The following is a 12,819-nucleotide window of genomic DNA, read 5'->3' on the forward strand; positions in this document are numbered from 1 at the left end:
AGGGCCTCAGTACGTCCAGCGGACCGGGCGGGTCATCAGCTCCGGGTAGCGGTGCCGCCAGTAGCGTTCGGCTTCCACGAGGTGGTCGCGCATCGCGGCCTCGGCGCGCTCGGGGTCGCGAGCACGTACCGCGTCGACGATCGCCTCGTGCGCGTCGGCGACGGCCGCCTGCTTGCGCGCCGAGTACTCGACGCCCACCCGCACCCCGTCGGCGATCGTCTTGAGCGTGCTGACGAACACGTCCAGGACGACGCTCTGCGCGGCCTCGGCGATCAGCGTGTGGAAGCGCTGGTTCTCCGTCGCGAAGACCTCCCGGTCGCCCTTACTCGCGCGCAACTTGGCGACGGAGTCGGTCAGTTCCTCGATCTGACGGTCGGTGATGCGTTCGGCGGCGCGGCGCGCGAGCATCGGCTCCAGCGCCATGCGCGCATCGGTCACGTCCGAGAACGAGGCGCCCTCGACCTGGAGCAGCAGGGTCAGTGCCTCGCTGAGACTCGCCTTGGCGGGACGGCGTACGATCGGGCCGCCCCCGGGGCCGGTCTTCAGCATGATCAGGCCGCGTGCTTCGAGGAGGCGCAGGGCCTCGCGTACCGTCGGCCGGCCGGCGCCGTAGAGCGCCATCATGTCCTGCTCGTTCGGCAGCCGGTCGCCCGGCCGCACCGCCCCGGACAGGATCGGCTGCGCGAGCGCGTGGGCGAGGCGCTGCGAGGTCTTGGGGCCGCGCCAGGATCGCGGCTCGGCGGTCTCGGTCAACGCGTCCGTCCCTGCGGTGGCTAGTCGGCGGATATTTCCTGTACAGGAATACTCTACCGGCGCGGCAAACGCCCTGGCCGGAGCGGTCGCGCCCGAAGGCGGCGGGAAGCTGCGCCTGGCTGGTCACGCCCTTCGGGTACGGATGCCGGGCCGTACGACCGCCGACGGCCGCCGGTGTGTCGCTGGTACCGCACGAACGTACCGAAGACCCCGCCCGCCGTCGGTCACCGGGACCAGGATCTGTAACGTTTCAAGCAGCCGGTGTCCGCATCGGCGGCGCAACGCTCAGCAGACCCGCAGCACCGAACCGAGGAGCCCGGCCATGCCCAGCAAAGCCTTCGCCTTGATGGAGAGCATCATCCGGAGCGGCCGTGCGAACCCGCCTGCCGACCGCGCCGCCGACCGCCGCGCAGCGGCGGAACAGGCTGCCATGTACCGGCCGTTCCCGGGTGTCCGCGACGAGTCCGCGCGCGACCTGCGGGACGGCTCGTACCTCATGACCCCCGACGACGCCCGCGACGACCTCGTGATCCTCTACCTGCATGGCGGTGCCTTCTTCTCGGGGACGGCCGGTATGTGCCGGGCCATCGGCGCACATCTCGCGCTCGGCACGCGGGCGCGCGTGGTCCTGCCCGAGTACCGGCTCGCCCCCGAAGACCCGTACCCGGCAGGCCTCGACGACTGCGAGGCCGCCTTCGAGTACGCCGCCACGCTGGCCTCGGGCGTCGTGGTCGCCGGCGAGTCCGCGGGCGCCAACCTGGCCATGGGCGTCCTGCTGCGCCGCACCGCACGGGGCGACACTCGCGCCTTGGCCGGGATGCTGTACGCCGGGGTGTTCGACCAGCGCAAGGAGCGTTACGAATCCGGCAGTTGGGTGGACCGTGCGGAGGCGGACCTCGCCCTCGGCGGCGCCGACGACTCGATGACCACCCACTACCTGGGCGGCCACCCGGCCGAAGACCCGCTGGTCTCGCCCGTCCTCGCCGATCTGACCGGTCTGCCACCGCTGTTCATCCAGGTATCGAGTGCCGAACGTCTGCTCGACGACTCGCTGGCGCTCGCGGCAGGCGCCGCCCGCGCGGGCGTGCACGTGGAGATGGAGGTGTGGCCGCACATGACCCACGCCTGGCAGATCGCCGCCGGATTCCTCCCGGAGGCCACCGAAGCGGCCGAACGCAGCGCCGCGTTCGTCAACCGCGTCGCGGCGGGCCGCATCGTCGACGGCGCCGCGCTGCTGGGTGGACCGGCGACGCTCGAAGAACTCCTCTGAATCCCTGCGCGAACGGCTTTGGGGACGCGGCAAGTCATCGCGTCCCCAAAGCCGTTCGCGCGCCCGGGTCCGGCGTGCGGACGAAGCGTACGCATGACACGTTCCAGTCAACGCCCGCGGGCTACTAGCGAGAACCCACCGGTGCCGGCGCGTCGGCGCGGCCTGGAGGGTTTCTCCGAGCGCGACGCGGGTCACCCCGCCGACCGCCCCCGGTCACCGCGGGTCACGGCCCTCTACGATGACCGTATGCCGGCACCGACACGTAGGACGACGACCCCCGCACCCGCGACGGGCAGGGTGGGGATCAAGGACGTGGCGCGGCACGCGGGCGTGTCCGTCGGCACCGTCTCCAACGTGATCAACAACCCCGAGATGGTCTCCGAGGAAACCCGCCTGCGTGTGCGCACGGTCATAGAACAGCTCGGCTACGTCCGCAGCGAGTTCGCCCGCCAGCTCCGCGCCGGCCGCAGCCGCCTGGTCGGCATGCTGGTGCTGGACCTGGCCAACCCCTTCTTCGCCGAGGTCGCCAAGGGCGCCGAGCGTACGCTGCGCGACGCCGACCTCGGCGTGATGGTCTGCAACAGCGCCGGCAGCACCACCGAGGAGACGGAGTACCTCTCCCTCTTCGCCGAGCAGCGCATCCGCGGCGTGCTGGTGACACCGGCGGACTCCAGCGGCAGAACCGTCGAGGCGCTGCGCGCCAAGGGCATCCCCTTCGTCCTGGTGGACCGCTCGCTGCCCGCCGAGGAAGGCTGCTCGGTCTCCGTCGACGACGTCCGCGGCGGCACCATGGCCACCGCGCACCTGCTGAACGCCGGACACCGGCACCTGGCGTTCGTCGGCGGCCCCACCCGGCTCCCCCAGGTCCGCGACCGCCTCGAGGGCGCCCGGACCGCGGTCGCGGACGCCGGCCTCCAGCCGGACGCCCTCGTCCACATCACCTCCGACCACCTCGACGTCGCCTCCGGCCGCGACGCCGGGGCCCGCCTGCTGGGGCTGGCCTCCCGCCCGACCGCGGTCTTCTGCGCGAACGACCTCATGGCCCTCGGCGTGCTCCAAGCGCTGTACGGCGCGGGGGTACGCGTCCCCGACGACATCGCCCTGGTCGGCTACGACGACATCGAGTTCGCCGCCGCGGCCGCCGTACCCCTGACCTCGGTACGCCAGCCGGCCGCCGTCATCGGACGCACCGCCGCCGAGCTCCTGCTCGAAGAGACCTCGGACGACGCGGACGGGCATCGCCACCGGCGCATCGTCCTGCAACCCGAGCTCGTCGTCCGGGAGTCCAGCAACACCCGCGTGCCGAGGACCGGCTGAGCCCAGGGGACGCGGGAACAGGCGGCGCCGACGGGCGACGAGAGCCGCCGGAGCGCGCCGGCCGGCGACCGTCGTCGGGTTCACCGCCCTATTGCGGTACGTGCCACTGGAGTTCGATGTGCTGCCCGAGTGTCAGCAGTCCGCAGGCCAGGACGTCGGTGCGGACGAAGACCTGCATCATCGTGTCGGTGGCCGCGTCCGGGTCCTCGGGGCGGTAGACGCCCGACACGGCGATGCGCCCGGCCAGTTCGGGGTCGTTCGCACCCGCGTCCTCGATGTCGAGTACCGCCTGTTCCAAGGCCGCGCGGGTGCCCAGGCGGATGCCGAAGTGGTACGAGTACTGCGGCCGATTCCGCAGGGAGTCCGTCCAGGTGGCAGCCGTCGCGGCGAGTTCGCCGCCGGCGTCGATCCGCGAAGCCAACTCGGTCTCGAAGGCCCACTGCTCGGGCGTCACCTCGGAGGCGTACAGGACGTTGTCGGTGTAGCCGGCACTCCCCGGCTCCACCCGGGCGGTGAACCAATGGCCGCCCCGATCCACGACCTCGCAGCCGAGCAGCGTGAAGACCCGGGCCGCGAGCGCGCGCTCGCCGGGCCGGTGCAGGAGTTCGGCGTGGGTGATCCGCCGGTCGACCGGCCGGATCTCGGTGGCCTCGGACATGTCGGATCCCTTCCGCGGGGCACGGTCCGGTCGGGGCCGACCGGACTCTCATTAACGTACGCGATACACTTATAAACCACCGCAGCGGGATGATCCAGAGGGACTGTTCGCCGGCCCCGCCTCGGTGGCCTGGCGGCTGGACGGCGACGAGTCGGCAGTCGAGGCCACGGTCCCGCCCGGCACGGCCGAAGCTACGTCGTGTCTTCCCAGGGTGCCGGCGGCACCGCCGGACGCCTCTTGAAGTCATGCATCAAGGCATGTATGACTGGCCGGGTGGCCGCGGGAGTGCCCTACTCCCGCAGCCTGGCCCTACCGTCCTGAACCGAGTTGTGTTGCGCTGAGCCGAGCTGAGCCAACCTGACCCGATCTGAAGCGACCGACCTGACCGACCTGACGCGTTCCGCCCAGACCCGTACCGACTCGTCCGAAGGAGTCGCATGGCCAGCCGTGTCCCCCTCGTCGACCACCTGGTGCTGGAGCCCGAGCCGCGCTTGAGGTCGGCCGTGTGCGGCACGTGCGAGGCCGATTTCCTCACCCGCCGCAACGCGTGCGCCTCCTGCGGCGGAACCGACTTCGGCGAGCGGACCTGGGACACGGACGGCACCGTCGTCGCGTTCACCATCGTCCACCGGGCGGCCCCCGGCGTACCGGTCCCCTTCGTCTCGGCGATCGTGCGGCTGCAGGACGGGCCGATCGTGCAGAGCAACCTGGTGGACGTCGAGCCGGACCCGGCGCACATCGTGCTCGGGATGCCGGTACGCCTGCGGACCTTCGTGGCAGGCACCGACGACAACGGTGTCGAGGCCGTGGCGTACGGGTTCGCCCCGCTCGACTGAAGCCCCAGGCGCCGCGCATCCGACGCCGAGAGAAGGGATCCGGAATGGCCTCCGACCACGTGTGGATCGTCGGCGCGTACATGACGCGGTTCGCCCGGCACGACGGCATGGACGTGCTCGACCTGGCCGCCGAGGCGGCGTTGGCCGCGCTCGCCGACTCCGGCACGACCATCGCCGACATGGACGTCCTTGCCGCGGGCTCGCTGTTCCACGCCGGCGCCGGGCTGGGCCAGCAGTTGCAGAAGCAGATCGGCCAGACGGGCATCCCCGTCTACAACGTCGCCAACGCGTGCGCGACCGGCGCCACCGCGCTGCGGACCGTGCACCTGTCGATCCTCGCCGGCGAATCCGAACTGGGCATCGCCGTGGGTGTGGAGAAGACTTCGGGCATGGGGCTGCTCGGTGCCGCCGCCCGCCCCGCCGAAGCCAGGACCGAATACACGCCCAGCGGGCGCGACGGGCGCGTCATGCCCGTCGAGGGGATCCTCGGGTCGCAGACCATGCCGAGTGTGTTCGCCCAGGCGGGCACCGCGTACCTGCACGACAACCCGCAGGCGTCCGTGGAGCACTTCTACAAGATCAGCGAGAAGAACCACGCGCACTCTGAGCTGAACCCGCTCGCGCAGTACCGCAAGCGGTTCTCGCTCGACGAGATCAAGGCCGCGCCGATGATCTCCTACCCGAACACCTCGCTCATGTGCTCGGCCAACACCGACGGCGCCGCCGCGGTCGTGCTGTGCTCCTCGGCGCGTCTTGCCACGCTGCCCCTGGAGGTACGCAGGCGCGCGGTCAAGATCGCCGCCTCGGTCCTCACCTCGGACCCGTACGTGCCGGGCGGGCAGGTCCTGCCGGACGTGTCCACCTGCACCCGCAACGCGGCCGCCGCGGCGTACGAGAAGGCCGGCATCGGCCCCGAGGACCTCGGCCTGGTCGAACTGCACGACTGCTTCGCCACCGCCGAACTCCTGCACTACGACAACCTGATGCTGTGCGAGCCCGGTGGCGCCGCCGACTTCCTCGACTCCGGCGCCCCGTGGCGCGACGGACGCCTGCCGGTCAACGTCTCCGGCGGCCTGCAGTCCAAGGGCCACCCCATCGGGGCCACCGGCATCGCCAACGTCTACGAGGTCACCGCACACCTGCGCGGCGAGGCGGGCGACCGGCAGATCGACGGCGCCCGCGTCGGCCTGACCCACGTGATCGGCCTCGGCTCCAGCGCGGCCGTGCACATCCTGGAGAAGTAGCCGACACCGTCCGACGGATCGTCCGCCCGGTGTCACCCGAACGGATCACTCATCCGGGCCGGCCCCAGGTGCGGTAGCTCCAGCTCGAACAGGTGGCCGCGTCCGGACACGGTCCCGTGGTAGCCCAGTTCATCCGGGTCTTCCACACCCGCGGTACGGATGGCCTCCAGCAGCATCGCCGCCGCGGTGCCGGCGTCGCCGCTCTTGGCGTCGCCGAAGCGCCGCTGCCACAGGCCGCCGGCATCCGACCAACCGCGCCGGACGAGCGCGTCCGGGTCGACGGGCGTGTCGTTGACGAAGGACTCGATGCGCAGGTCGAACCCCTCGTTCCAGGCGCTGACGAAGCGCAGCGGGTAGCGGGTGGACCGCACGTGCAGGACGAACGCGCCCGGCAGGCACGGTGTGTCGGCGCACAGCGCCCGCAGGGCCTCGGCGAGTCCGGTCTCGACGCGCTTCCAGGTCGTCGCGGCGCGCGGCTCGGGTTCGGGCAGCGCGGGCAGGTCGGCCGGCTCTCCGGCGCGCCACACTCCCGGTGACTCGTGCCGGGCGCCCGCGGCGTCGCCGTCCGATGCGGTGTGCAGCATGGCCATGACCGGCACCGAGTGCACGTCCAGTCCCACGGCGAGGGTGGTTTCGCCAGGACGTCGCCACAACATCCGGGGGCCGCGGCTGTCCCACTTCCGGCCTGCGCCGGCCCACAACGTCGGGGGTGCGTCGAGGACTTCCTCCATGACGTCCCAGGCGGTCCGCAGGAAGTGCACCTCGTCGCGGTGGTCGTCGTCGTACGCGATGCCGTAGCCGAGGTTGACCTCCACCCTGACGGCCCGCGGAGGCGCGCCGTCCGCCGCGGCCACGACTCCGACCCCCTGCCGGGGGCCGCGCGGGTGGCGGCCCAGTTCCCAGCCCACTCCGTCCAGCGGGCCTCGGGCCGGGTCGACGACCTGGTTCGGCGGCACCGGAAGCAGGGCCCACCCCAGCGTGCCAAGAGCGGCCTCGACGTCCTCCAGCAGCCATCCGCCCATGTCCAGCGGCGCCAATTCCCGCACCAGGCTCCGGAACCGCGCCTCCGAGGACCAGTACTTGTACTCGTGGGTCGTCATGCGACGCACTGTACGGAGCGGCGCCGACTCCGACTCCGACTCCGAGGCTGCCGGCCCCGGGCACAGGAACGTACACAATGCGGTGGTCAGCGCTGCCGGGTTGTCCTCCTGGACGTTGTGGCCGGCGTCCGGCACCACGACGAGTTCCGCGCCGGGGACGCTCGCGATCAGGCGTTCCGCGGCGGCCTGCGGAAGTACCTTGCTGCGCCCCCCGCGTGCCAACAGGAGTGGGACCCCCGCCGATTGGACGGCCAGGCGCTCGATGGCGGCGAGGATCGCGGGGAAGTCGGGCGGACGCGGATCCCCCTTCGGTACCCACTCGCCGTCCGGGCCGCGGCGGAACAGGGTGCTCATGCGGTAGGCCACGCCTGCCCGGTGCGCGCGCGGACTGACGCGCATGGCTTCCTCGACGACCGCGTCAAGTTCGCGCACGGGGGCGAGTGCGGCCATGAACTCCCGTACCCGCCGCGTACCTTCGAAGTCCACGCCGGGTGCGACGTCGACGAGTGCCAGCCGCGCCACACGATCGGGCCGGGTTTCGGCGACATGCGCCGCGACCACGCCGCCCAGCGACATGCCTACCAGCCCCACCCGTTCGAGGCCCAGGTGGTCGGCGGCGGCGACCACGTCGTCGGCCATGGTGGCGATGCGGTAGTCGTCCGACCAGTCGCTGTCGCCGTGGCCGCGCAGGTCCAGTGCGACCGGGCGGGCCGCGTCGCGCAGGCCGAGGCAGACGAAGTCCCATGTGTGCGCGGTAAGTCCGCCGCCGTGCAGCAGAATCGCCGGAAGTCCCGTGCCGCCCCAGTCGAGTCCGTGCAGGCCGCACCCCGCGTTCGAGAACCGGAACGCGCGCGGCGGCGCCGGATCGCGGACGGTGACGCCCAATTGGACCGCCAGTTCGAGCATCGTCGGAATCCCGGGTCGTCCCCGCACGCCGCCTCCTCGTCCTTACCTTGACTCATCAAGGTAAGGACGACAACCTTGAGGCGTCAAGGTAGGGTCGGGGGATGGCCCGCGTACGACGCAACCCCGATGACGCCCGGCGGATGATCCTCCAAGCGGCCGGCAAGCTGCTGGCCGCGGGCGGTCCGGCCGCCGTGCAGGTGCGCGCCGTCGCCGCCGAGGTCGGGGTGACCGACGCCGCGGTCAACCACCACTTCGGCACACGTGACCAACTGCTGGATTCCCTGCTGCGCTTCGGCGGGACCAAGCTGAAGGCCGAACTGCACGCCGTGCTGGGCGCGTGGGCCGACGGTCCGCCCGAGCCGGCCGAGTTGGTGCGCGCACTCGCCGCGCTGTACGCCGACGGCTACGCGGAACTCGCCCTCGCCCTCCACCGGTCCGGCCGACGCGACACCGGCAGCGGACTGCTCGACGAGGTGGTGGACAGGCTGCACGCGCAGGCGCGGCACCGGTGCGCGGCCGCCGGACGCACCCCTCCTTTGCGCGAGTCGATCCAGCTGACGGTGGCCGCACTGCATCAGGCGGTCGCCACGGAACCGCTGTTCGGGGACGAGTTCCGCCGCAGCGTCGGCCTCGACGAGACCGCGCGCGAGCACATGCTCGACTGGTGGACCGAGATCCTCCGTGCGATCCTCGCCGGCCGGGACTGAGCCCTGGCGGGGTTGCCATGGCAAGCACGCCTGGGCACACAGTCCGCGGCACACCTGCCCGCGGCACACAGTCCGCGGCACGACAGTCCCGGCAGCCGAGCCACGGCAGGCGTCCCGTTGCGGCAGCCGACCCGCAACCGGGCCGGCGACTCAGGCCCGCGTCGGTGCGGACGCCCCGGGCTGCGGGTCCTCTCCCGCGGCCCGCCCCGTGAGGAACCCGTCGACCGCCGCCACCAGGAGCGGGACCTTCGGGTTGTGGCTGAGTTTCGCGATCTCGACGTGCCGGGCGTCAGGCAGCGCCGCGGTCGCCGCCCGGGCGGCGGTACGCAGCAATGCCTCGCTGCGGCCACCGGACACGACCAATACCGGGACCTCGACACCCGCCCAGTCGGCCGGGTCCAGCGGCTCACCGCGCATGTGGTCCGCCATCACCGCCCAGTCGTGCGCGGTGGACGGGGCGACAGCGGTGAGCTTCGACCACATCGGGGTGATCCGCATGAGGCCGACGAAAGGCGACGGGATGCCCATGGCCTTGGTCATGAAGTAGCGCACGGTCTCACCGCGCCGGTCCTCGGCGACCAGCCGGTGCAGCGTTGCGGCCAGGTCCGTCGGCGGCACGTGCCGGGTGCGGTCGACGACGAACGGCGGCTCGAACGCGACCACCCGCTCGATTCCGGGGATCCGCCCGGACGCCGCGGCCCGCAGCGCCAGGACCGCGCCCGACGACCAGCCGAACAGCGCGGCCGACCCGCCCTCGGCGGCGACCACCGCGGCCAGGTCGTCGATCTCCTGCGCACAGTCGTGGCGTCCCGGCGAGTCGCCGCTGTCGCCACGGCCGCGGCGGTCGTGGAGCACGACCGTCAGCCCCTGCTCGTCGGCCAGCATTTCGGCGAGCTGGACCATCTTCGGGAACTTCCGGTAGCTGAACGCGCCGCCGACCAGCACCACGATCCCGCCCGCCGGGTTCGGGTTCCGCGGCGTGTAGCGGTCGTAAGCGATCGCGGTGCCGTCCGCGGAGGCGACGGTGTGCGTGCTGGTCATGGCTGCTCCCGTGTCGGTGCTCGGCCCGGTCCGTTCCGGGTCCGGTGGCCGCCACGGCACAATCGGCCGGGCGGCTCTGGGAGGTAGGACCGGAGAACCGCGCCGAACTCATCGCACCTTCGGGATCTTCTTCGGAACTTCGCCGGATCCCTGCGGATCCGTCCCGCGGACCACCTGGGTGCGTCAGCCGCCCCGGGCACCCCGGTCGACCGGCAGGCCGAAGAGCGGGAACAGGTCCGCCCGGTGGAAGGCCAGCACCGCGGCGATCCCCGCCTTCGTCACGGTCAGCACCTGCACCGAGTGCGCGTGGAAGACCTCGTCCGGCCCGCGGTTGTAGACGGCGAACGCGGGTCGGCCGTTCGCGGACGTCGCCACGGCGATCCGCTGTCCCCCCTCCGGCCGGAGTTTCGCGGCGAGCAGGCGCAGGACGTCCTCGCGGCCGTCGAACCAGGTCGGGATCGGCGGCATTCGTTGATCCAGAAGATCCACTGCCAGGCCAAGCCCTCGGTGACCGCGCCGCCGATCACCGGGCCGCTCAGCACGGCCAGCCCGGTCAGACCGCTGAAGGCGCCGATCGCCCAGTTGCGGCGCTCCGGCGGGAAGGCGGCGCCCAACAGGCCCATCGCCAGCGGCATCACGACCGCGGCCCCGATCCCCTGGACCGCGCGGGCGGCGATCAGCCACCCCGCGGAGGTCGCCAGCGCACAGCCGACCGACGCGACCGAGAAGAGCGTGAGGCCGCTCGCGAAGGTACGCCGCCGCCCCCAGCGGTCGCCGATCGCCGCCGCGGTCATCATCAGCATCGCGAAGCTGAGGCTGTACGCGTTCACCGTCCATTCCAGCTCCTGGACCGAGGCGCCGAGGTCGTGCCTGACGGTGGTCAGCGCGGCCGCGACCACCAGGGCGTCGAGCGCCACCATCACCGAGCCGATCGCGGTCAGGCCCAGCACCCAGCGCTGCTCGGCAGTCGTGCGATTCGTGCCGTCCACCACGTCCACCACATCCACCACGGCCCTCCACGAGTTTCGGCGTCACTGGTTCTGACAACCGGGAAGGGCCGAAGTCGTCGCGGCGGCGGGTTTTGGGTCCGCGGGCGGTCGGCACCGGTGACACCGTCGGCCTCCCGCGGACCCGGCGTCACATGCGCGACCGCTGCTCGGCGGCGGGTCGGTCGGCCTCGCTCGCGGCGTCGGAGAGCTGGCGAGGCCGGGCGGGTGTCGGCTTGCGGACCTGGTCGGCGAAGTACCAATGGGACAGACGTACGCGCAGGCGCTGTCCGGCCGTGACCCTCCGGGCCACGCCGTTCTCGTCCGCCAACGGGTCGGCCACGAGCGGCTCGTACTGCTCGTGGGCGGTCAGGATGTGGCGTCGTACGGGGTCGAGCGGCTCGTGGACCTCGACGAATTCGCCGTGCGGGAGCTTCTTGACGATGCCCGTCTCGCGACCGTGCAGGACTTTGTCGCGGTCGCGCAGTTGCAGGCCCTTGCACCAGCGCACGGTGACGACGTACGCGACGACGGGTGCGACGAAGAACGCGATCCGCCCGGTCCAGGTGATGGTGTTGATGGACAGGTGGAAGTGGGTGGCGATGATGTCGTTGCTGCCGCAGACCCACAGCACGCCGTAGGCCGCGATCCACGCGACCCCGAGCCCTGTGCGGACCGGCATGTTGCGCGGGCGGTCCAGCAGGTGGTGTTCGCGTCTGTCGCCGGTGATCCACGCCTCGATCCACGGGTACGCGCCGAGCAGCGTGAACATCAGGCCGGGGACGATCACCGCCGGGACGAGCACGTTGAAGCTGACGGTGTGACCGAACGCGTTCGCCTCCCAGTTCGGCATCAGGCGCAGCGCCCCTTCGAGGAACCCGATGTACCAGTCCGGCTGGGACCCGGCGCTGACCTGGCCGGGGTGGTAGGGGCCGTACGCCCAGATCGGATTGATCTGGGCCAGTCCGCCGAGCAGCGCGGTGACCCCGAAGACGACGAAGAAGAAGCCGCCCGCCTTGGCGGTGTAGACCGGCAGGAACGGCTGCCCGACGACGTTGTCCTCGGTGCGGCCGGGCCCGGGGAACTGCGTGTGCTTGTGGTAAAAAAACCAGGATCAGGTGCACGGTCACCAGCGCCACCATGATCGCGGGGACCAGCAGCACGTGCAGCGTGAACAGCCGGGGTATGGCGTCGTCGCCCGGGAACTCCCCGCCGAACGCGAAGAATTGCAGGTACGTCCCCACCACGGGAATGGCGAGGATGACACCCTCGGCGATCCGCAGGCCGGTGCCGGACAGCAGGTCGTCCGGCAGCGAGTAGCCGAGGAAGCCGTTGAGCATCGCGAGCACCAGCAGCAGGAATCCGAAGAGCCAGTTGACTTCGCGTGGTTTGCGGAACGATCCGGTGAAGAAGTGCCGGAACATGTGCACGAACAGGGCCGCGATGAAGATCAGCGCCGACCAGTGGTGGATCTGCCGGATCAGCAGCCCGCCGCGGACGTCGAAGCTGATGTCCAGGGTCGAGGCGTACGCCTCCGACATGTGGATGCCCTGGAGCGGCACGTAGGAGCCGTCGTAGACGACCTCGCTCATGCTCGGCTCGAAGAAGAACGTCAGGAAGACCCCGGACAGGAGCAGGACGACGAAGCTGTAGAGGGCTATCTCGCCGATCATGAAGGACCAGTGGTCCGGGAAGACCTTCCTGATGTACGGCCCGGCGAGCCGGTAGATCCCCAGTCTCTCGTCGACCGCGTCGGCGCGGCGTACGGCCTTGCTGTCGGTTGCGCCGACAGGTCGTGCGGTGTCGCTCATGCCGGACTCCCCTGCATGACGCCTCCTCGATGCGGACTCGGCACGGACTGGATGTGAAAGGGGCTCTGCCCTCAGACGATCCGGAGCCGCGTTTTGTGACGTCGAGGGGCCCGACCACCCCGCCCTGCCGCCGCACGTTGCAGGTCGCATGCCGCTTGCCGCTTGTCGCTGCCGTACGCGGCCGCCGCAC

11 protein-coding genes and 3 pseudogenes are annotated in these 12,819 nt (G+C 71.5%); 5 read left to right on the forward strand and 9 right to left on the reverse strand.

The window, feature by feature from the left end; translation table 11 throughout:
- Positions 1-6 precede the first annotated feature (6 nt).
- Positions 7-753 (reverse strand): FadR/GntR family transcriptional regulator, encoded by a 747-nt coding sequence (locus tag ACWD12_RS28140; RefSeq protein ID WP_450101911.1) that lies wholly within the window; start codon positions 751-753, stop codon positions 7-9.
- Between the two features lie 322 nt (positions 754-1,075).
- On the opposite strand from ACWD12_RS28140, the gene ACWD12_RS28145 reads away from it, so the two are divergent.
- Positions 1,076-2,023 carry an alpha/beta hydrolase fold domain-containing protein gene (locus ACWD12_RS28145; RefSeq protein WP_450101912.1) on the forward strand — a complete coding sequence of 316 codons (948 nt, stop codon included), beginning with the start codon at positions 1,076-1,078 and terminating at the stop codon, positions 2,021-2,023.
- Between the two features lie 246 nt (positions 2,024-2,269).
- Positions 2,270-3,340, forward strand: a complete 1,071-nt coding sequence (locus ACWD12_RS28150) for a LacI family DNA-binding transcriptional regulator (RefSeq protein ID WP_450101913.1) — start codon at positions 2,270-2,272, stop codon at positions 3,338-3,340.
- A gap of 88 nt (positions 3,341-3,428) precedes the next feature.
- On the opposite strand, the gene ACWD12_RS28155 is transcribed toward ACWD12_RS28150, so the two are convergent.
- Positions 3,429-3,998, reverse strand: coding sequence for a hypothetical protein (locus tag ACWD12_RS28155; RefSeq protein WP_450101914.1), 570 nt, complete (start codon positions 3,996-3,998; stop codon positions 3,429-3,431).
- Positions 3,999-4,435: 437 nt separating this feature from the next.
- Here ACWD12_RS28155 and ACWD12_RS28160 point away from each other — a divergent pair, with 437 nt between their 5' ends.
- Both ACWD12_RS28160 and ACWD12_RS28165 read left to right on the forward strand, forming a co-directional pair.
- Positions 4,436-4,834 carry a Zn-ribbon domain-containing OB-fold protein gene (locus tag ACWD12_RS28160; protein ID WP_450101915.1) on the forward strand — a complete coding sequence of 133 codons (399 nt, stop codon included), beginning with the start codon at positions 4,436-4,438 and terminating at the stop codon, positions 4,832-4,834.
- Between the two features lie 44 nt (positions 4,835-4,878).
- A complete protein-coding gene (locus ACWD12_RS28165; RefSeq protein WP_450101916.1) occupies positions 4,879-6,078 on the forward strand; it encodes a thiolase family protein in 1,200 nt (399 codons plus the stop codon).
- A gap of 32 nt (positions 6,079-6,110) precedes the next feature.
- Here ACWD12_RS28165 and ACWD12_RS28170 read toward each other — a convergent pair whose 3' ends face one another.
- Positions 6,111-8,111, reverse strand: coding sequence for an alpha/beta fold hydrolase (locus tag ACWD12_RS28170; RefSeq protein WP_450101917.1), 2,001 nt, complete (start codon positions 8,109-8,111; stop codon positions 6,111-6,113).
- Between the two features lie 74 nt (positions 8,112-8,185).
- Here ACWD12_RS28170 and ACWD12_RS28175 point away from each other — a divergent pair, with 74 nt between their 5' ends.
- On the forward strand, positions 8,186-8,791 hold the full coding sequence (locus ACWD12_RS28175) for a TetR/AcrR family transcriptional regulator (RefSeq protein WP_450101918.1): 606 nt from the start codon (positions 8,186-8,188) through the stop codon (positions 8,789-8,791).
- A gap of 150 nt (positions 8,792-8,941) precedes the next feature.
- Here the strand turns inward: ACWD12_RS28175 and ACWD12_RS28180 are convergent, their stop codons facing one another.
- From ACWD12_RS28180 to ACWD12_RS28205, 6 genes and pseudogenes are all read right to left on the reverse strand, one after another.
- Positions 8,942-9,832, reverse strand: a complete 891-nt coding sequence (locus ACWD12_RS28180) for an alpha/beta hydrolase (protein ID WP_450101919.1) — start codon at positions 9,830-9,832, stop codon at positions 8,942-8,944.
- Positions 9,833-10,015: 183 nt separating this feature from the next.
- The gene (locus ACWD12_RS28185; protein ID WP_450101997.1) at positions 10,016-10,300 is read right to left on the reverse strand and encodes a hypothetical protein; all 285 of its coding nucleotides are present in this window, start codon (positions 10,298-10,300) and stop codon (positions 10,016-10,018) included.
- 62 nt (positions 10,301-10,362) lie between these two features.
- Positions 10,363-10,752, reverse strand: a pseudogene (locus ACWD12_RS28190) (MFS transporter); the annotation flags it as partial.
- A gap of 217 nt (positions 10,753-10,969) precedes the next feature.
- On the reverse strand, positions 10,970-11,671 hold the full coding sequence (locus ACWD12_RS28195) for a hypothetical protein (protein ID WP_450101920.1): 702 nt from the start codon (positions 11,669-11,671) through the stop codon (positions 10,970-10,972).
- A 123-nt stretch (positions 11,672-11,794) separates the two neighbouring features.
- Positions 11,795-11,854 (reverse strand): annotated as a pseudogene (locus ACWD12_RS28200) (hypothetical protein); the annotation flags it as partial.
- A 67-nt stretch (positions 11,855-11,921) separates the two neighbouring features.
- Positions 11,922-12,779 (reverse strand): annotated as a pseudogene (locus ACWD12_RS28205) (cytochrome b); the annotation flags it as partial.
- Positions 12,780-12,819 lie beyond the last annotated feature (40 nt).

It is taken from the genome of Streptodolium elevatio (assembly GCF_053592165.1).

Excerpts from the sequence above, each read along its gene's own strand:
- ACWD12_RS28165 (WP_450101916.1), top strand. The coding sequence starts at position 4,879 with ATGGCCTCCGACCACGTGTGGATCGTCGGCGCGTACATGACGCGGTTC.
- ACWD12_RS28195 (WP_450101920.1), bottom strand. The coding sequence starts at position 11,671 with ATGCCGAACTGGGAGGCGAACGCGTTCGGTCACACCGTCAGCTTCAAC.
- ACWD12_RS28145 (WP_450101912.1), top strand. The coding sequence starts at position 1,076 with ATGCCCAGCAAAGCCTTCGCCTTGATGGAGAGCATCATCCGGAGCGGC.
- ACWD12_RS28180 (WP_450101919.1), bottom strand. The coding sequence starts at position 9,832 with ATGACCAGCACGCACACCGTCGCCTCCGCGGACGGCACCGCGATCGCT.
- ACWD12_RS28160 (WP_450101915.1), top strand. The coding sequence starts at position 4,436 with ATGGCCAGCCGTGTCCCCCTCGTCGACCACCTGGTGCTGGAGCCCGAG.
- ACWD12_RS28185 (WP_450101997.1), bottom strand. The coding sequence starts at position 10,300 with ATGCCGCCGATCCCGACCTGGTTCGACGGCCGCGAGGACGTCCTGCGC.
- ACWD12_RS28150 (WP_450101913.1), top strand. The coding sequence starts at position 2,270 with ATGCCGGCACCGACACGTAGGACGACGACCCCCGCACCCGCGACGGGC.
- ACWD12_RS28175 (WP_450101918.1), top strand. The coding sequence starts at position 8,186 with ATGGCCCGCGTACGACGCAACCCCGATGACGCCCGGCGGATGATCCTC.
- ACWD12_RS28155 (WP_450101914.1), bottom strand. The coding sequence starts at position 3,998 with ATGTCCGAGGCCACCGAGATCCGGCCGGTCGACCGGCGGATCACCCAC.